Origin of the sequence: Chitinophaga caseinilytica, from assembly GCF_038396765.1 — a bacterium.
In the GTDB taxonomy this organism is placed as follows: domain Bacteria; phylum Bacteroidota; class Bacteroidia; order Chitinophagales; family Chitinophagaceae; genus Chitinophaga; species Chitinophaga caseinilytica.
Genome location: NZ_CP150096.1, coordinates 712,540 through 732,779, shown reverse-complemented (window position 1 = coordinate 732,779; position 20,240 = coordinate 712,540). Strand labels below are relative to the sequence as shown.

The 20,240-nt window shown below is 52.5% G+C and carries 13 protein-coding genes and 1 pseudogene; 7 read left to right on the top strand and 7 right to left on the bottom strand.

The features are described from left to right. Positions 1-218: 218 nt before the first annotated feature. The 3 genes from WJU22_RS03115 to WJU22_RS03105 form a co-directional block, all read right to left on the bottom strand. Positions 219-740: a hypothetical protein gene (locus WJU22_RS03115; protein WP_341841829.1), complete on the bottom strand. Its 522-nt coding sequence runs from the start codon at positions 738-740 to the stop codon at positions 219-221. Positions 741-919: 179 nt separating this feature from the next. After that, entirely contained in the window at positions 920-2,899 is a 1,980-nt protein-coding gene (gene gyrB / locus WJU22_RS03110) for a DNA topoisomerase (ATP-hydrolyzing) subunit B (RefSeq protein ID WP_341841828.1), read from the bottom strand. Between the two features lie 127 nt (positions 2,900-3,026). Further along, entirely contained in the window at positions 3,027-4,691 is a 1,665-nt protein-coding gene (locus tag WJU22_RS03105) for a hypothetical protein (RefSeq protein ID WP_341841827.1), read from the bottom strand. Between the two features lie 117 nt (positions 4,692-4,808). Between WJU22_RS03105 and WJU22_RS03100 the strand changes: the two genes are divergently transcribed. Further along, the gene (locus tag WJU22_RS03100) at positions 4,809-5,738 is read left to right on the top strand and encodes a helix-turn-helix domain-containing protein (protein ID WP_126244490.1); all 930 of its coding nucleotides are present in this window, start codon (positions 4,809-4,811) and stop codon (positions 5,736-5,738) included. A 355-nt stretch (positions 5,739-6,093) separates the two neighbouring features. Here the strand turns inward: WJU22_RS03100 and WJU22_RS03095 are convergent, their stop codons facing one another. Then, positions 6,094-6,663 carry an ester cyclase gene (locus WJU22_RS03095; protein WP_341841826.1) on the bottom strand — a complete coding sequence of 190 codons (570 nt, stop codon included), beginning with the start codon at positions 6,661-6,663 and terminating at the stop codon, positions 6,094-6,096. Between the two features lie 606 nt (positions 6,664-7,269). Between WJU22_RS03095 and WJU22_RS03090 the strand changes: the two genes are divergently transcribed. After that, positions 7,270-7,593, top strand: a complete 324-nt coding sequence (locus WJU22_RS03090; protein ID WP_341841825.1) for a hypothetical protein — start codon at positions 7,270-7,272, stop codon at positions 7,591-7,593. A gap of 28 nt (positions 7,594-7,621) precedes the next feature. Here WJU22_RS03090 and WJU22_RS03085 read toward each other — a convergent pair whose 3' ends face one another. Further along, complete coding sequence (locus tag WJU22_RS03085) at positions 7,622-8,089, bottom strand: PepSY-like domain-containing protein (protein ID WP_341841824.1); 468 nt, start codon at positions 8,087-8,089, stop codon at positions 7,622-7,624. Between the two features lie 228 nt (positions 8,090-8,317). Here WJU22_RS03085 and ileS point away from each other — a divergent pair, with 228 nt between their 5' ends. After that, on the top strand, positions 8,318-12,745 hold the full coding sequence (ileS, locus tag WJU22_RS03080; protein WP_341841823.1) for an isoleucine--tRNA ligase: 4,428 nt from the start codon (positions 8,318-8,320) through the stop codon (positions 12,743-12,745). A 1,236-nt stretch (positions 12,746-13,981) separates the two neighbouring features. On the opposite strand, the gene WJU22_RS03075 is transcribed toward ileS, so the two are convergent. Further along, entirely contained in the window at positions 13,982-15,523 is a 1,542-nt protein-coding gene (locus WJU22_RS03075; RefSeq protein WP_341841822.1) for a glycosyltransferase, read from the bottom strand. A gap of 170 nt (positions 15,524-15,693) precedes the next feature. On the opposite strand from WJU22_RS03075, the gene rbfA reads away from it, so the two are divergent. After that, positions 15,694-16,065: a 30S ribosome-binding factor RbfA gene (gene rbfA, locus WJU22_RS03070; protein ID WP_341841821.1), complete on the top strand. Its 372-nt coding sequence runs from the start codon at positions 15,694-15,696 to the stop codon at positions 16,063-16,065. An 18-nt stretch (positions 16,066-16,083) separates the two neighbouring features. Continuing rightward, entirely contained in the window at positions 16,084-17,313 is a 1,230-nt protein-coding gene (locus WJU22_RS03065) for an FtsX-like permease family protein (RefSeq protein ID WP_341841820.1), read from the top strand. A 104-nt stretch (positions 17,314-17,417) separates the two neighbouring features. Here the strand turns inward: WJU22_RS03065 and WJU22_RS03060 are convergent, their stop codons facing one another. Beyond that, positions 17,418-18,254, bottom strand: a complete 837-nt coding sequence (locus WJU22_RS03060; RefSeq protein WP_341841819.1) for a transketolase — start codon at positions 18,252-18,254, stop codon at positions 17,418-17,420. A gap of 152 nt (positions 18,255-18,406) precedes the next feature. On the opposite strand from WJU22_RS03060, the gene WJU22_RS03055 reads away from it, so the two are divergent. Further along, entirely contained in the window at positions 18,407-19,576 is a 1,170-nt protein-coding gene (locus WJU22_RS03055; RefSeq protein WP_341841818.1) for an MraY family glycosyltransferase, read from the top strand. Between the two features lie 98 nt (positions 19,577-19,674). Continuing rightward, positions 19,675-20,237: pseudogene (gene frr, locus WJU22_RS27235) on the top strand (ribosome recycling factor). Positions 20,238-20,240: the final 3 nt, after the last annotated feature.

Here is a 20,240-nt window from a genome sequence, read left to right as displayed (position 1 = left end):
AAAACAACGCAAAAGAAAAAGGGCTCCCGGTCGTCACCTGGAGCCCTTTTCATGTCTTGATGGTTTGGTCACTGACGCCGGATGACGTATGACGCGGTCTACATTCTACTGTCGTTTTTAACTGTCTTTTCAGTCTATTTTGCTACTAACGGCCTCTTGCCGAAGTCAGGTAAGTTGGGATAAATAGGACACGTATGGTGCGATGGTTTTTCAGAAAATTACTTCGTGTATTTGATGAGCGAAACCTCGAATCTGCCTTCGGAAACTACTTTCTTTTTGGTTTCGTCCACATCGTGGATCAACACACCGCTGAAAGTGCCTTTCGCTTTAGATTCGCTGATGGATTCGATCTTGATGATGGCGCTGGCGCCGTACTCGAGGTCCACCGCGGAATAACCGATGGCGTCGCTGAGGCGCTGCATCCAGCCGATGGTGTTGTATCGGAAAGTGTTCAGTTCGTAGGTGCCGGTTTTCAGTTGTTTGTTGGGAAACGCGACGTTGACGGTCAGAAGCTGGTTGTCTTCCGTCATACCGCTCACGATGAGATGGCTCATCACGTCGTTGGCCGTATCGTACAGGCTGCCGGTGAGTTGTTTGGAAACGGTGAGCACCTGCCCGTCGAGCTTCATCGACATGGTGCCCTGGCTGCGGTTGTCCTCGAAAATATCTTTCTTCTTGCAGGCGGTGAGGCAAAGGGCCACCGCTATGCCAAGGGCCGGCAGCGTGCTTGCGATTTTCATAGGTATACGTTTCTTTGGTACAGGTGATGCTAGCGGATGCAATATACACCGGAAAAACACATTATCAAAATTAATTATAAATAAAAATTTGTATTGGTGGGAAAGATGGGGGAAAACGAAGCGGCCGTTCCTTTTGAAGGGGAACGGCCGCTTTCTGCAAGATATTAATACCGAGCGGGTTACGCGTCGATTTTTGCGTATTTGGCGTGCGATTCGATGAATTCGCGGCGCGGGGGTACCTCGTCGCCCATGAGCATGGTGAAGATGCGGTCGGCTTCCGGGAGATTGTCGATCGTCACCTGTTTCAGCGTACGAACGTCCGGGTCCATCGTGGTGTCCCACAACTGTTCGGCGTTCATCTCACCCAAACCTTTATATCGCTGGATGGTCACGCTGTCTTCCTTACCGCCGCCGGCCAGCCGCGTAACGGCCGCCTTGCGCTGTTCTTCGTTCCAGGCGTACTGGAATTCCTTGCCTTTCTTCACGAGGTACAGCGGGGGCTGAGCGAGGTATACATACCCTTGCTCCACCATTTCGCGCATGTAGCGGAATACGAAGGTGAGGATGAGGGTGGCGATGTGGCTTCCGTCCACGTCGGCATCCGTCATGATGATCAGCTTGTGATAACGGAGTTTGCTGAGGTTGAGGGCTTTATCGTCGTCGGGTGTACCGATGGTTACGCCAAGCGCCGTAAAGATATTTTTGATCTCTTCGTTCTCGTAGATTTTGTGCTCGAGGGCTTTTTCCACGTTCAGGATCTTACCGCGCAGCGGCAGGATGGCCTGGAAGTTACGGTTACGGCCCTGTTTGGCCGTACCACCCGCCGAGTCCCCTTCGACGAGGAAGAGCTCGCATTTGTTGGGATCGTTGTCGGAGCAATCGGCCAGTTTGCCGGGGAGGCCGCTGCCGGTCATCACGCTCTTGCGCTGTACCATCTGGCGGGCTTTCCGGGCGGCTTCGCGGGCCTGGGCGGCGAGCACCACCTTGTTGATGATCTGCTTGGCTTCCTTGGGATGTTCTTCCAGGTAAGCGTCCAGCACGTTGGCTACCGCGGAGTCCACGATACCCATTACGTCGGAGTTGCCGAGCTTGGTTTTGGTCTGGCCTTCGAACTGCGGTTCGGGAACTTTCACGCTCACGATGCAGGACAGCCCTTCGCGGAAGTCGTCTCCCGTCACCTCCACCTTCGATTTCTCGAACAGCTTGTTCTTATCGCCGTACGACTTGAACACGCGGGTGATGGCCCTGCGGAAGCCGGCTACGTGGGTACCGCCTTCGATGGTATTGATATTATTAACGTAGGAGAAGATGTGCTCGTTGAACGAATCGTTGTAGAGCATGGCCACTTCCACCGCCACATTGGCGTTGGCGTCGTGCGTTTCGATATAGATCGGGTTGGGCAGCAGCGGGTTGCGGCGGCCGTTCTTGTCGATCAGCTGCACGAACTCGATGATACCGCCTTCGCTGAAGAAGGTTTCGCTGAAGATGTTGCCGTTTTCGTCTTTCTCGCGCTCGTCGTTAAGCGTGATGCGGATGTTGCGGTTCAGGAAAGCCAGCTCACGGAGGCGCCCGGCGAGGGTTTCGCGGTTATATACCGTTTCGGTGAAAATGGTGGCGTCCGGTTTGAAATGAACGGTCGTCCCGGTAATATCGCTCGTGCCGATCTCCCGTACCGAATACTGGGGGTGCCCCATTCTGTATTCCTGTTCGAAGATCTTGCCTTCGCGGTGAACGGTCACATGCAGGGGGTCGCTCAATGCGTTCACGCAGGATACGCCCACACCGTGCAGACCGCCAGACACCTTGTAGGTGTTTTTATCGAATTTACCACCGGCGTGCAGTACGGTCATCACCACCTCCAGCGCGGAACGCTGTTCTTTCTGGTGCATGCCCGTGGGGATGCCACGGCCGTCGTCCTTTACGCGGATGGAATTGTCTTCACAAATGGTTACATCAATGTTCTTGCAATATCCGGCCAGGGCTTCGTCGATGGAGTTGTCTACCACCTCGTATACAAGATGGTGTAAACCTTTGACACCGATGTCGCCAATATACATGGCGGGGCGTTTGCGCACGGCTTCCAGCCCTTCCAATACCTGGATATTATCGGCGCCGTAATTGCTGGTAGCAGGCGGTGCTTGCACTAATTCTTCACTCATATTTTTAGCTGAAAATCTTTTTTGAACAAATCCGTTGAATATCCAGCAAAAATACGGAAAATCAGGCTAATTTCCATGAAAAACAAGGCTAATTTGAGGGGTGTGGATAGTCGGTGGAAACTGCAGTCTACAACCCGGCGGCCATATCGGTCAGCACCGTTTCCTTGATGCCGGTGAAAATGGTCTTCCAGACGAGGTTGAAGAACGATTTCTGCGGGTCTCTCGTGAATTTGGGCTTTGCTGTCCGCAAAGGCTGCCCCGGCGAAGGGTTTTCGTTCTGGATCACCATCAGGTTCGCGATGAGGCTCACCAGCCCTTTTTTCCGTTTCTTCCCTTTCGCCACGATATCTTTCAGGAAATCGATCTTCAGATCGTCGTATCGCATGGTGAGCGTGCCCGCGGCCGAACGCTCATTGCCCCGGATATGCCATTCCAGCTCCCGGATTTTTGCTGAACGGATAGACACCTCGCCCAGCGGTTTGGTAGCCGCGTTCATCTCCCTGCCGTCCATATCGTTCAGTTTCCCGCTTACGGCAAAAGCACCCGCATCGTTCCCCAGCGCGAAATCGAAATGCGCTTTCAGCTTGCCGGTCCGCATGAGGATGGCGTGAAGGTCTACCGTGGCGTGGGGATTTTTCTGCACCATGGAATCCACGTTCGTGATATTGCGGAAAGTGCCCCCCGCCTGGTGGAACTCCACCACGCCGGTTTGCCCGTTGCCCGGGTTCACCTCCGAATAACTCACCTGCACGCCCTGCGCCGTGAGCGTATCAATCCGCAAAGGCAGCTCCAGCTTCATGAGCAGCTGGTTGGGAAACTTGCCGAGCAGATCGCCAGGCGGCATGGGAAGCCCCCGGTTACGGTAAACATGCAGTTCCCCGCCGTCGATGCTCGCTTTGCGGATAACCGCCTCCTGCTGAAGGATGTGGCGGAGCAGTACGCCATCTGCAACTATGTTATTGAAAGTCAATTGAAAACGATCCTTTTGCGTGCCGATCCTTTTGTCGAATTCGGATTTGCTGTACCGGGGATCGAGCTGGAAGCTGGCCACGGTCAACTGTTTGGCCACGGCATTGAAGGAAATATTGGAAAGCCGCATCCAGTACAGGCTGTCGGCCGTCCGGTACTCCCATTTCCGGAGCCCCACGGTAAAATCCTGCGCATACAGCACCCGCGTCAGGTCGTTTTGACTGATGGAGTCGATGGCGAGATTTCGTAATACCACGTCGAGATTACCGAGTTTCGTGATCTTGCGGCTACTGTCTTTCCGGATTTGCGTGAAAAGCAGGCTGGTATTGGCCAATTCGATCTCCCCGATGCGGAAATTCCGGATGGAGCGCGACACGGATTCGTAGAAGCTCCGCCGCGGCGTGGTATCGTTGCTGCGCATGTCGTGCACGATGGTCAGTTCCGGGTCGCGGAGCCGGAACGATCTGGCATCCACCTCTTTATGCAGGAAATACCGCCAGATTTTCAGTCCCGTCACCTGTACCCGGCCCAGTCTGGCGTTGTACAGCACTTCCGGGGCGCGTTGTTCGTGCACGAGCCGGTCGTAAACGGCGGAATCGGGGAGGAGCACCACATGATCGATGGCCACGCTGCCCGTGAGCACATTCAGGTGGATCTTGCCATAGGCAAGGGTATAGAGGCTGTCCGACCCTTCGGTCACGTATCTCCGCAATTCCGCATCGAGCAGTTTTTTCCAATGCGTGCCGAGGTACCATCCGCCGGCGAGCAGTGCTACGGCCAGGGCGCCGGCTACGAATAGAATGATTTTCCAGGATTTCTTCATGCGTAATCTACTGTTGCTAAAGGTATACCAATTCCCCGGGTAAGGTCTTGGAATTGTAAGGACTTTGTCAGCCTGATGCGATAATAACAATCATTCGTTACTTTTGTCCGGCTTTACATGAAAGAAATACAGGAAATATTACAATTGGCGATGGCGCAGCCTGCCATGAGTGACCAGCTGGAGCTGGCGGTGTCCGAATCGGTCGCCGTTCCTGATTGTCTTGATTACACCCTGCAACGGTATGTATACGATCGTCCGCTTCCTGTGGAAGATGTGGCGATGGTGGTGTACCAGCCCGCCAAGCGCGGGAAGAGCGCGGCTATCGAACTGCGGTACTGCGTGGCGGGGAACAAGTATTGCCAGCGCCCGAACTGTAACGACCGGGTTTGTGCCGAAGGGCATAAAGCGGCGGATTGCGCGAGCGATAAACTGCCTTCGATCGATCTGATCACGGTGCGTTTCCATCCCGGGTTCATCCAGTCTTTACAGAAAAGCAATACGAACAGCACGCTGTTCGAGCTGCAATCGCGCAAGCCTTTCATGAAAACCATCCAGCCCTGCACGAAGTCGAAAAACGTGCTGGAGCAGATGGTGCACCATAATTATGAAGGGGTGTTGAAGAACATCTTCCTGCAGAGCAAATCCCTGGAGCTGTTGCTTTTCAGTTCCGACCAGTTCATCCAGAACGATACGGAAGAGCGTTACGGTTGCCGTTTCCTGACGCAGATGGAAGACCGCTCCAAGATCGAAAAGGCGCGCACCATCCTCCTGGAGCAACTGGACGCCCCCATTACCATCCGTGAGCTGGCGCGCAAGGTGGCGATGAACGAATGTTACCTCAAAAAAGGCTTTAAAGCCATGTACGGCACCACCATCTACGATTATTTCCAGAAGGAAAGAATGGAAAAGGCCCGCGGTCTCCTGTATGAAAAAGGGATGTCCGTTTCGGAAGTGGCCATGATGATGGGATATTCCTGCATTTCACATTTCTCTACCGCTTTCAAGAAGCATACAGGCCTGAAACCCTGTGAGTTACTCCTTCGCTAATTCGTTTTTCCCGGTACGATCAATTCTTTTCCCGATCCGATATTTCGTTTGACGAAGATCGATGCATCTTTGTATCACGTTACTGGATATCGATCCGGTTACCTCATAAGCTTCCTTATCAGATTTGACCTAAATCGGGAAGGCTTGCGGTTAGTAAAGCCATTAATGCGGCTCCTTATCAAACACCACTCACGACAAAGAGCGGGAGCCGCCGTCCGTAAGTTTTTCCACCGTAATTTGCATAAAGCCGTTACTTTTCTGTAGCGGCTTTTTTCTTGTTGGCGCCGGCTGTGGAACGATCGTAGAATTTTGCGGACTACCGTGAAATTTGTCTACAGTTGTTTATTCCTGCGGGTCATTTTTGCCCGAGACCGATTTGTTGCATGAAGGCCTGGTTGTCCCAGAAAAGATATTCTTCGGTCATTTTCCCGTCTTTCCATTTACCGATCGTGGCCATGGACAATTTGAATTTCTTGCCGGTGGGCGGGATGGATTTTCCGTTGCCGATGGGCATGGGCGCGGAAAAAGTGCCTTCCATTTCACCGATGACGGCGGTCCATTCGCCGCTGCCGAAGCGGACGGGATGTTGTTTGATTTTGGTGTCGGGCGCAAACACGAACATGGGTTTCAGCATGTCGATATGTTGGGGTGCGAGGCCGGTGGTTTTGCTGCCGTCGGGGTAATACGCCACGATGTCGTGTGCGTGGCTGATGGCGAAATCGGGCCATTGCTGGTTGCTGTAGAAGACGAAGTCGAGCGAGTCGAACCGGGTGAGGTGTTGATCGACCAGGGCTTTTTCTGCGCGGTAGGATTGTAATTCATTTTCGAGGGAGTCGATTTTGGCCTGGAGGTTTGAGGGGTTGGAGGGGGTGTTGCAAGCGGCTGCCAGGATAGCCAGGGTGCAGGCTGGGAGGAGGTTACGCATATGTTTCGTTTTGGAGAAATAACAGTTGGGGGGATGGGAAGGTTGTGGGTGGTTGAACTGCTTTGTGGGGTTGTGATGCGTGGGGTGTTTCCCGATTTGGTGTTGGCGGGAATGGGAGAGGCTTGTGCTTTTTTGGGGCTTTCTGGTTGGAGGGGATATGGTATTCGTTTGAAGGGTTAATCTGTATTTACTTAAAGCTGCTGTCATATCAGCGGGAGGAGAAATCTCGTCATGACAGTGCTAATTCCTTTTGTGGGATTACTTGTTGGAGGGGATGTCTTTTCGTTGGAAAAGTTAATCCGGGTAACATCAGTGCATTTACTTACGCTTTTGTCATTTCAGCGGGAGGAAGGTTTTATGTCATGACAGCGCCAATTCCTTTGTAGGCTTACGTGTTGAAGGGGATGTCTTTTCGTAGGAAAAAGTTAATCCGATTAACATCAGCGTCATTTGTTTACGCTGCCGTTATATCAGCGGGAGGAAGGATCAAGGCATGACAGCGCCAATTCCTTTTGTGGGCTTACGTGTTGGAGGGAATTTCTTTTCGCTGGAAAAGTTAATCCGATTAACATCAGCGTCATTTGTTGACGCTTCTGTCATATCAGCATGAAGAATGATCAAGGCATGACAGCGCCAATTCCTTTGTGGGCTTACGTGTTGGAAGTTTTTGCAATCCGCTGGAAATTAAATCCTTGGGAGGCGCATTTTTACTGCGGTCAATTTTGTTGGAAGGATTATCTATTCGGTGGGAATCTCCGTCCGCTGAAAGCCAGCCTTTTTTATGCGGTCTGTCAAATGGCCTACCTCGAACGTCAGTCATCAATCCCCTTTACAGGCTTGATTGTGAGAGAAAGCAATCTTTCAATTGCAGGAAAAGAAAAACCCCGCCCAAAAGAGCAGGGTCTGTCCTATTTATCCCTATACCTATGAAATACTTAATTATGTGTTGTAAGTAGTACTAATCAACAATAGTGCCAGCATCGTTCATCAGTACTGTTTTGGCAGCACCATTTTCTTCGATGCTTACTTTGTAATAAGATGCAACATCCGCTCTTTCGATTTTCCACCCTTCTTTAACAACGGCAGACGGATATTTGTTCTTCAAAGTTCCCAAAACTGTTTCGGGCACAGCTCCGTTCAGGTATTCGCTGCGGGTAGCCACCCAGGCTCCTTCGGCGTTATACTCTACTGCGGTCTTCACGCTGTCCCTGCTAAAGGATGCGATCCAATTGCCGCCGGATGTTTTCACCCATGCCGCGTCTGTAGTGCCTGCATACTGAGCATTTTGCTCAAATGCCGATTTTACGGGCGCAGGAGCCTCTACTTTCTTAGCTGTGGTCTTGGATTTTTTGGTGGATTTCTGTTGCGAAAACGCTATGCTGGAAGTGAAGATAGCAGCGCAAAGAAGTAACGTTACTCTTTTCATAAAAGATATGGTTTTTCTCTGTTATACGGTCTTCTCTTTCAGTACCAAAACCTTGCCAAAAACGCAAAGTAAGTACAGTTTATTGTAAATTACCCAATTTCGCCGTCATTTTTTTCAAAATTCCATTATTTTTTATGAGCGGCAGGCCCACAGGGAATCCTCCGCCTATTTTCGTAACTTCGCAGAATTTTAAAATCCATTCATTAACAACCAGGTGGGGTATTGAATATGGCCAGCAAATATCAGGAATATAACCAGCTGAATTTACCGCAAATAGAACAGGAAATCCGGAAGGAATGGGAACAGCACCAGATCTTCGAAAAAAGCGTCTCCAACCGCGACGGCGCCATCCCTTTCGTTTTTTATGAAGGCCCCCCGAGCGCCAACGGCCTCCCTGGTATCCATCACGTGATTTCCCGCTCCCTGAAAGACCTCGTTTGCCGCTACAAAACCATGAAAGGCTACCAGGTGAAACGCAAAAGCGGCTGGGACACCCATGGCCTCCCCGTAGAGCTCGGCGTCGAAAAAATGCTCGGCATCACGAAGGTTGACATCGGGAAAAAAATCTCCATCGAAGAATATAACGAAACCTGCCGCAAGGAAGTACTTAAATATAAAGACGTCTGGGAAGAGCTCACCCGAAAAATGGGATATTGGGTTGATCTTCAACACCCTTACATCACTTTCGAGAACGATTATATCGAAACCCTCTGGTGGTGCCTCCAGCAGCTCTATAAAAAAGGACTGCTCTATAAAAGCGTCTCCATCCAGCCGTATTCCCCCGCCGCCGGCACCGGCCTCAGCTCCGCCGAGCTGAACATGCCCGGCACCTATAAAGACGTAAAAGATACCACGGTAGTGGCCATGTTCAAAGCCCTGCCCTCCGATAAGTCGCAATTCCTCTTCGACGCCGCCGGCGCCGGGGAAGAAGTGTTTTTCCTCGCCTGGACCACCACGCCCTGGACCCTCCCGTCCAACCTCGGGCTCACGGTCGGCGAAAACATTGACTATCAACTCATCAAATCCTTCAACCCCTACACCCACCTCCCCATCAACGTGGTAGTGGCCAAAGACCTCGCCGGCAAATATTTCAAAGCCGAAGGACTGAACGGGGACTTCAACGCCTGGAAACCGGAAGATAAAATCATCCCCTGGCAGGTAATCGCCGACTTTAAAGGGCGCCAGCTCGAAAACATCCGTTATGAGCAACTGCTGCCGTTCGCGCAACCCGAAGAAGGCGACCCCTTCCGCGTGCTGCTGGGCGATTTCGTGACCACCGAAGACGGTACCGGCATCGTGCATACCGCGCCCGCGTTTGGTGCAGACGACAATCGCGTCGGTAAAAAATACGGCATCGGCATCCTCACACTGGTAGACCGCCAGGGCAAATTCACCGATAATGTCGGCGAATTCTCCGGCCGTTACGTGAAAAACTACATCAACGAAGCCGATTATAAGGACGTAGACGTAGATATCGCCGTAAAGCTGAAGAAAGAAAACCGCGCTTTCCGCGTAGAAAAATACGAACACACCTATCCCCATTGCTGGAGAACGGACAAACCCGTACTCTATTACCCGCTGGACGCGTGGTTCATCCGCACCACGGCCATGAAAGACCGCATGGTGGAGCTGAACAAGACCATCAAGTGGAAACCGGCGGCCACCGGCACCGGCCGTTTCGGCCAATGGCTGGAGAATATGGTGGACTGGAACCTCAGCCGCAGCCGCTACTGGGGCACGCCACTGCCGATCTGGCGTTCGGAAGACGGTACAGAGGAAATCTGCATCGGGTCGATCGCCGAACTGAACGAAGGGATCCGCAAAGCCAATGAAGTGCTGGGCGGAGATGTGAACAAGAAATACCTGCACGACGGTATTCTCGATCTGCATAAGCCTTATGTGGACGACATCGTGCTGGTGAGCCCCACGGGCAAGCCCATGTATCGGGAACCGGACCTGGTAGACGTGTGGTTCGATTCGGGCGCCATGCCGTATGCGCAATGGCATTACCCGTTCGAGAACAAGGATAATATAGATAAAGGGCTCGCTTTCCCGGCGGATTTCATCGCCGAAGGCGTGGACCAGACGCGGGGATGGTTTTATACCCTGCATACGCTGGGCGTGATGCTGTTTGATAGCGTGGCTTATAAAACCGTGGTTTCCAATGGTTTGGTGCTGGATAAAGACGGCAACAAAATGAGCAAGCGCCTCGGCAACGTGGTAGATCCGTTCCAGACGATCGACCAATATGGCGCAGATGCCACCCGTTGGTACATGATTACCAATGCATCGCCCTGGGATAACATGAAATTCAATGTGGAGGGTATCAAGGAAGTACAGCGCAAGCTGTATGGTACCCTGTACAACACCTATAACTTCTTTGCGATGTACGCGAACCTGGACGGTTTCCGCTTCCAGGAGCAGTACATCCCGCTGGCAGACCGCCCCGAGATCGACCGCTGGATCATTTCCGTGCTGAATTCGCTCGTGAAGCGGGTGACGGAGAGTCTGGACGATTTCGAGCCCACCCAGGCGGGCCGCGCCGTGCAGGAATTCGTGGACGAGCACCTCAGCAACTGGTACGTAAGGCTTTGCCGCCGCCGGTTCTGGAAAGGGGAGTACGAGCACGACAAGATCTGTGCGTTCCAGACGCTGTACGAATGCCTGGAGAAGGTGTCGCAGCTGATGGCGCCGGTTTCCCCGTTCTTCTCCGATTGGATGTATCGTAACCTGAACAGTGTCAGCGGTTTACGTCCGGAGGCATCGGTGCATCTGTCCAATTTCCCCGCGGTAGACGAATCTGCGGTGGATGCGGAACTGGAGGAAAGGATGCAGTTGGCGCAGGATATATCTTCGCTGGCGCTCAGCCTTCGGAAGAAGACCAATATCAAGGTTCGGCAGCCTTTGCAGAAGATCCTGATCCCGGTTACGGATGCCCATATGAAAGACCAGATCGCGCTGGTGGAGCACTTGATAAAAAGTGAAGTGAATGTAAAAACTATTGAGTATCTTACAGAAACGGAAGGGTTTATCAAGAAAAAGATTAAGCCGAACTTCAAATCCCTCGGTACCCGGATGGGTGCCAGGATGAAGGCGGTGGCAGGTGCGATCGGCGAAATGACGCAGCACGACATTGCCTCGCTGGAAAAGTCCGGGGAATTTGGCTTGAGTATTGATAATGAGCACATTCCGATCGGTTTGACGGATGTAGACATCATTTCCGAAGATATTCCAGGCTGGACAGTAGCGAATAAAGGTATGTTAACCGTGGCCCTGGATATCACCATTTCACCTGAATTAATGGACGAGGGCAATGCGCGAGAGCTGGTGAACCGCATTCAGAAGATACGGAAGGATAGTGGTTTTGAGTTAACTGACCGTATCAGTGTCAAAGTACCAGATGTTCCGTCCTTGAAATCGGCGTTAATGAACTTTAATGACTATATTTGCACGGAAATTTTGGCAGATAGCTTGGAAATAGTGCCGCAATTACAGGAAGGTACGGAGGTAGAAGTTAACGAATTTAAATTCAACGTATTAGTTAACAAAAAAGCTAATCCCATGGCAACAAAGAAGAAGGTTGCTGGTAAGACTATCAAGAAGGCGGCTCCTGCGAAAAAAGCGGTAGCGAAGAAAGCGGCGGCACCTAAGAAGGCTGCAGCCAAAGCGGCGCCTGCCAAAAAGAAGCCGGCTGCTGCGCCGAAGAAGGCGGCAGCGAAGAAACCCGCGGCGAAAGTAGTGAAGCCCGCTCCGAAGAAAGCTGCTGCCAAGAAACCGGCTGTGAAGGTAACTACTTCAAAAGCAACCTCTTCCAAGAAAGCAGTGCCGGCTAAAAAGCCCGCTGCTGTTGCCAAAAAAGCTGCGGCTCCGGTGAAGAAGACGGCAGTTAAGCCTGCTCCTGTTGCCAAAAAGCCCGCTGTTGTGGCGAAAGCTCCCGTTAAAAAATCAGTGAAGGCCGTAACCGTGAAAGCGGTACCGGTACCTGCACCCAAAACCAAGAAAGCGCCGGCGGCCAAAACCCCGGTTGCGCAGACTGGGCCGATTATTGCTAAACCCGTAGAAAAAGTAGATATAATGGCAAAGAGCAAACAGGAAAAATCAGAAAAAGAGCCGGTTAAAAAGGCCAAAGCAGAAGAACCTGCGAAACGGGTTGCTGAGAAACCTGCTGGAAAAACGACTTCCCGCTCCGCCGGAAGCACCCGTTCTTCCTCCGCCAAAGCGGTAACATACGTGCCGGAGTTCACCAAATCCGTGCTCGATCAGCCCGAAGCGCCCACAGGTCCGATATATCGTTATAGCGATCCCGAGTTGCAGGAGTTCAAGGAAATCATCCTCAAAAAACTGGAAGCCGCCAAAAAAGAACTGGTGTTCCTCCAGGGCCTGATCACCCGTAAGGACGAAGCAGGCACCGATGATACCGAAAACAAATACATGAGTATGGAAGACGGCTCCGGTTCCCAGGAACGCGAGCAGCTCAACCAGATGGCAAGCCGCCAGATCCAGTTCATCGACCACCTCGAGAAAGCTCTCGTGCGTATCGAAAACAAAACCTACGGCATCTGCCGCGAAACCGGCAAGCTCATCGAAAAAGCACGTCTGAAAGCAGTTCCGCACGCGACCCTCAGCATCGAAGCGAAACTCGCCAAAAGCAAATAACCGTCAAGCAAAAAATAATGGAAGGCCGTCCGTTCAGGACGGCCTTTTTGTTTGCCCCTGCTCCTTGGCAGCAGTAACCGCTCTCGCGAGCCCACAAGTATTTCTTGTAAGTTCGAACTGCTGTATCCAATTTTATCAACAGGAAATAACCCCTCGCCATGTTGAAACATTTGAACCGTCAAGGATTACTTGACAGTTGGGTTGCGCCCATCATATAGCTCCTGCATTACCCCAGTTGGTATGGTGGTCTATCCTTCCGCAAATCGACCTGTTCGGGTTTCTTTTACAGCGAACAACCATTTCAAAAAGGAATAAATACAACTATGTCGTACTTCGTCAACCAGCTGCAACCGCATCCAACCAATCGAAGTATTTGAACGAACTTAGTCTGACTTTGTGTAATGGCAGAACGCAAACGCTGCATCACGGATTCTCCTGACTTCAAAGATTATTTGACCGTTAGGAAATGACCGCCATGTTTTTGCCTGTTAGTTTTCCGAGCTATCAACCATGCCTCCGCCCATCAATGTCTTGCATCCAACATTTACTACACGCTATCATCCATGCAACTGCCCATCAACGACTTGCATCCAACATCCTCTCCACGCTATCTTCTATGCCTCCGCCCATCTATGTTTTGCATCCAACATCCTCTCCACGCTATCTTCCATGCCGCTGTCCATCAATGTCTTGCATTCTACATACACTCCACACTAACATTCATGCCACCGTCCATCTATTACTTGCATCCAACAACCACTCATCCCACAAATCAAAAAATGCAGTTTCACCTATCAGCTGAAAACACAATGGTAGTTACAGGCTGTATTGAAACACCAGGAACAGAAATTAACGTTATCGCACACACGTCAATCATCCACATGGTAATAAGATGATGGGCCACCCAAAAGAATGGCCCCTGTTCATACTTCTGTTACAACCCAAACACAACAAGAATCGCTATTTGTGCAGGGCCAATTTATGGATCGAGTTATGGAACTGCAAAGGGTTCGGGGCCGCGAGATCACGGCCCCCACTGATAAAATAATCCCATGTTATGATGATAAGCGTCATCAAAATCAACAACACGAAACTAATGACGAACGAAACCATAACCTGAGAAAAAGGGCGAGGAAATCTCAGTGCGGGAAGAGAATATCTCCGAAAATCGGAGGATAAAAAAAGCTCCTCCGAATAAACGGAGGAGCTCGTGGTTTATATACCTTTTGATTTTTACTATGCAGGTTTCAACGCCTTCTCATCACAATCTTCCGTCCGCCGAAACGCTTTGCCCACCTGCTTTGCAGCCAGGTACACCAATCCCGCCGTCGCCAGCGCCGCCAAACCTCCCAATCCAATGTTCAACGCCTGGCTCTTCGTCGGCCAACGCTTCTTCACCTTGTCGGGGCTCGCCTGCGCAATGTCCAGCAACGGTGCCATACAATTGTCTTCGATCACCTTATCGGCCATCGTAGCCGTTTCTACATATTGTGGATGGTACGCCACACCAATGCCCGCATCCTGCAACAGGTCGCCATCGGTCTCGCCGTTGCCGACGTAAATAATGTTCTGCGACTGGATGTGGTATTTGTCGGAAATGTATCGCAAGATATTGCCTTTGCAATACTGCGCACTGCCGTTCTTCCCGGAGATGAAATAATCCGGCACCGTAATCTCGCCGGTAGCCACGCTATGCACCAGGTGCAACCTGTTGGCGAACGCGAAATCGGCGCCCAGCTTGTTTTTCATGTGGTTGGCCACACATTCGAACCCGTCCGTAATCAAACCACAGATATACCCGCGCCGCTTCAGTTCACGGATGACATGACGGATGTCCGGCGTCACGGGAATACTATCCGCCACCTCCAGCAGTTCCGCCAGGTTCCTGCCCTGGAAGAGCGCCGCGCTGCGCGTGAGCACCGACAACGGATCGGTATAATGTTGCAGCACCTGCACGAGCGACTCCTCCTGCTCAAAGGCCACAGCGGCGGAATACAGGTAGTTTTCGCGGAAGATCGTTTCGTCGAGATTGAAGATCACCATCTTCTGCAGCTTGTCGATGGATTCGAGGATCGAATATTCCATCTGCTCGCGGATGATGTTGATGTTGCCCAGCGTTTCAAGGTTTTGCTGGGGAATGCTTTCCGCTTTTTTCAGAATGGTGCGGCTCACTTCACGGCTCATCTTACTCAGCTGTTCCCAGGTCTGCATCGCATTCTCGAGCCGGCCGATGTTCACTTCGCGGATGCGCGCGCCCATCAGGTGCATGTCTATCAGCAACCCGATGTCTACGCCATAGTCGTTCTCGAAATGGACCTGCTGCAGCATGTCTTTCCGCGCGGCGATCATCCCGCTGAGCGGCTGGTTGAAATGCGCGAGCTCGGGGAAGAGGATACTCAGCAGCGGCTTGGCCACCAGCTGCGTTACGCGGCCTGCCTGCCGTTCGAAATAAGATTTGGTGAAATCGGCTTCGTCGTTCACGATTGCGTCGGTCAACATTTCCACCAGGGCGTCCGGATAGGTGAGAATGTCGCCGTCCACATACATGATGATATCATGTTTCGCGGCCATCATGCCTTCGCGCATGGAAATACCTTTCCCGCGCTGGCTGCTGGTGATGACGCGCACCCGTTCTTTCAGGGCTTCGTCTACGGTATTATCGGTGGAGTTGTCGTCAACTACGATAATGTCGATAGGTCGGGATGTTTTTTTGATGGTCTTGATGACCTGTCTGATCGTTGCGCCCTCGTTGAGCACAGGAATAACTACAGAAATCATAGGCGTCAATAATGGTTTTTGTGAACAATTACAGTGCCTTTTGGCAGCCTCTTGCCCCAAAAATGATACCACAATGGCGCTATGCATGGCGCGGGAACCACCAAAAAAGGCTAATTTTACGTTACTTCACGCTTTAGGAGCATGGATGGTTCAGCTTAAACGGTGTATATATGCAAGAAACTAAAAGACAAAAGCAGGTAGGACAGCTGGTGCAGGAAGAGCTCAGCGATATTTTCAATCGCATGGGCTTCAACGTGACGGAAGGCGGCATGATCTCCATTTCTTCTGTCAAGATGACGCCGGATTTGCTGGAAGCGCGCGTCTACCTGAGCATGTTCCAGATCAAGGCGCCGGTTGAAATGCTGGCGCGGATGAACGAGCGCATGGGCGAGATCCGCCGCGATCTGGGCAACCGCGTCGCGAAGCAATTGCGCCGCGTGCCGGAACTGACTTTCTTCCTGGACGATACGCTCGATCATGTTTTCAAAATGGAAGAACTGTTCAAAAAGATCAACGAAGACGATAAAAAGCAGAAACCCTAATCCCGTCCATCTTTTCGCATGATCTGGCAATTCGCTGCACGATATTTCCGCGCCCGAAAATCCACCACGGCGATCAATATCATCGCATGGGTGAGCGTGGGCGCCATCGCCGTCGGCACCGCCGCGCTCATCACCGTTCTCAGCGTGTTCAACGGCTTCACGGGGCTCGTCAAATCATTGTACTCATCTTTCTATCCCGACTTCCGCATCGTCCCTGACAGCGGCAAAACCTTCGTGCTTACGGCAGACCAGCTGAAACAGATCGCCGCCGTGCCCGGTGTGGCGAGCATTTCGTCTACCGTCGAAGAAAAAGCGGTCGTGCGCAACGGCACCAAGCAAACCATCGCGGTGGTGAAAGGTGTGGACGATGATTTCACCAAAGTGGCGCATGTGCAAGACAAACTGGTGAGCGGCGAATACAGCCTGAAAGATGAAACGGGGCCGCAGGCCGTACTGGGCCTTGGCGTGGAAATGTCGCTCGGGCTCGATGTGGAGAAAAGCCGTGTGCCCATTACCGTTTATATGCCGCGGCGCGACGATGCCGCGTTCAACCCGCTGATGCCCGACCAGTCGGTCGTTTCCGGTACCGCGTACCCCGCGGGCTCATTCGCGATACAACAGGAGTTCGATAGTAAATACGTGTTGGTGGACATCGGGTTCCTCCGCCGGATGCTCGATATGCAACCGGGCGAGGTCTCGGCCATCGAAGTGGCCATGGCGCCGGGTGCGGGTGAGCGAAAGGTCAAGCGCGCGCTGCAGGCGCTCCTGGGCGAAGGGGTGCAGATCCAGACGCGCATGGAGCAGCACGCTACCATATATAATGTAATGATGGTGGAAAAATGGCTGACGTACGTATTCCTCAGTTTCATCCTCGTTATCGCGGCCTTCAACATGATCGGCTCACTGTCGATGCTGGTGATAGAAAAGCAGAAAGACATTACGATCCTTAAAGCCATGGGCGCCAGGACCGCCACCATCCGGAGGATATTCCTGGCCGAGGGGCTGATGATCGCGGGTTCCGGAACGGTAGTCGGGTTCGGGCTGGCCATTATTATTTGCCTGGTGCAGCAATACTTCGGCCTGGTGAAGCTCGGCGGCGGTACTTTCCTCATCGATGCCTATCCGGTTGAAATGCACCTGAACGATTTCCTGCTGGTGGCCGTAACGATCGTGGTGATCGGAACGCTGGCGAGCTGGTACCCGGCCCACCGTGCGGCGCGGCAGGTGATTTCATTGAAGGCGACCTGACTTGTCACTTTAACATACTCGCATACGATATTGCGCCAACGCAAGCCCATAAAAAAAGCGTACCCGAGGGTACGCTTTCCTATTTTACGGATGGTAAAAAACTATTAGTAGTCGCCGAGGGTTTCGGGCAACTGGGCGAGTGCTTTGGCCAGCTGCTCGTCGTTCGGAGCGATGCCGTGCCATTCGTGCGAGCCCATCATAAAGTCAACGCCGGCGCCCATTACGGTGGTCATGAGGATCACGATGGGTTGTGCTTTGCCGGTGAGGCTTTTGGCTTTCTGAAGGGTAGCTACCACGTCGTCCATATCGTTGCCGTTCATGGAGAGGACTCTCCAGCCGAAGGCGTGGAATTTGGCTTCGAGGTCGCCGAGGCTCATTACTTTATCGGTGGGGCCGTCGATCTGCTGGCCGTTGTAGTCAACGGTGGCGATGAGGTTATCGATTTTGTGGTGGGCGGCGAACATGATGGCTTCCCAGTTCTGGCCTTCCTGGAGCTCGCCGTCGCCATGGAGTGAATAAACGACTTTATGATCGTTGTTCAGTTTTTTGGTGAGGGCGGCGCCGCAGGCAACGCTGAGGCCCTGGCCGAGGGAGCCGGACGCTACGCGGATACCGGGGAGGTGTTCGTGGGTAGTGGGGTGGCCCTGGAGGCGGCTGTCCAGCTTGCGGAAAGTAGCCAGTTCGGGCACCGGGAAGTACCCGGAGCGGGCGAGTGCGCTGTAGAAGACGGGAGAAATGTGACCGTTGGAAAGGAAAAACAGGTCCTGGTTTTTACCGTCCATCTCGAAGGGCACGGGCTGATGTTCCATGACCTTGAAATACAGGGCCGTGAAAAAGTCGGTGCAACCGAGCGAACCGCCGGGGTGGCCGCTTTGTACGGCGTGCACCATCCTTACGATGTCCCGCCTGATCTGTGTGGCTATATCTTTCAGTTCTGGCATGATAATTGGCGTTTTTAGCTTCGCAAAAGTAATAAGAAATTCCCCGCTTTTTCAGTGATTATCTGAATTTTTAAAAAAGGGGGAAGTCGGGCCTCAAAATTTCTTGATACACATTTCACTGAATTCAATATCTTTGCACCACAACCCCCCGTATGGAGAATGTAATTATCGCAACTATCCTGAGTTTCGTTATAACCTACTTTGCGATCCCGGTGTTGATCCGGGTAGCTGAACTGAAGCATCTATATGACGAACCGGACGAGCGCAAATCGCATAAAGTACGAATCCCCACATTAGGTGGCCTGGGATTCTTTGCCGGGTTCATACTGGCGTCTGCCGTGTGTGTACCTGCCAAGGAGAATTTCCCCTTGCAATATCTGCTGGCCGCTTTCTTCGTAATATTTTTCGTGGGAATGAAGGACGACCTGGTCGGCCTGTCTCCCGTTAAGAAACTGGTAGGCCAGCTCGTGGCGGCATTTGCCATCATTTACCTGGGCAACCTGCATATATCCAATATGTATGGCTTCCTCGGGATCGGCGAGCTTCCTTTCCACTTCAGCCTCCTCCTTACTTATTTCACTTTTATCGTAGTCATCAACGCCTTTAACCTGATCGACGGGATCGACGGGCTGGCGGGCAGCATCGGGCTGGTTGTGTCTGCCGTGCTGGGTGCTTACTTCCTTTTCGCGCACGAAATGCTGTATGCCGTGATGGGTTTCTCCCTGGCTGCAGGCCTCGCCGCGTTCCTCATCTACAATGTTTCTCCCGCGCGCATCTTCATGGGCGACACCGGCTCCCTGCTGGTTGGCCTTGTGAACGCGACGCTCATCGTTAAATTCATCGATGTGGCCGGCAACCCCGCCAGCGCAGTTCCCCTGCAGGCAGTTCCGGCGATCGCTTTCGCCGTGCTGATCATTCCCCTGTTCGACACGCTCCGGGTATTCACCATCCGTATGGCCCGCGGCCGTAGCCCCTTCACGGCCGACCGTCACCACATCCACCACTACATGCTGGCCCTGGGGCTGAACCATCGCCAGGCCACCGGCATCGCCGTGGTATCCAACATCGGTTTCATTCTCCTCGCATATAACCTGCAAAGCCTCGGCACCACGGTGCTGCTGTTCCTCGTCGGGAGCCTGGCACTGGGGGGCACCTCCGTCCTCTTCTACCTGAAACGCCGCAAAGAGATCGCCGCTTCGGAAGCCGCCGCCGCCATCGCCTTCGCCGCCGCCGCAGAAGTTGCACCTGTTGAGCCGCAGCCCGCCACCACCAAATCCAAAATTCTGCGGGTGCCCACTGAATCCGTCATGCAGGACAAATAACCGCCGCACCCCGCTTGCCAACGGCCAACGCATCGTCTTTCCCTTTGACGATTAAAAGATTTCATGTAGGTTTGCAAGCACTTTAAGTAAATATTCTTATGCAAGACGAACTTAATTTAATCCTGGACGACGCGAAAGATTCCATGGTGAAAGCAATTGCCCACCTGGAAGCAGAGCTCACAAGAATACGTGCCGGTAAAGCCAATCCTGTGATCCTCGACGGTATCACGGTAGACTATTACGGCGCACCCACCCCCTCAACCAGGTTGCCAACGTTGCCGTTGCGGACGCCCGCACCCTCACCGTTCAACCCTGGGAGAAAAACATGCTGCAAGCCATCGAAAGAGCGATCATCGCTTCCAATATCGGTCTCAACCCGCAGAACGACGGTTTGATCATCCGCCTCTTCCTCCCCCCGCTGACCGAAGAGCGCCGTAAAGAACTGGTGAAAAAAGTGAACGGAGAGGGCGAACACGCCAAAGTTGCCGTGCGCAACATCCGTCGCGACGCCATCGAAGCCATCAAAAAACTGCAGAAAGACGGTCTCAGCGAAGACACCGCCAAAGATGCGGAAGCCGACGTTCAGGATTTGACGGACAAGCACATCGTACTGGTAGACAAGCATTGCGCATTGAAAGACAAAGAAATCATGGCCATTTAACCG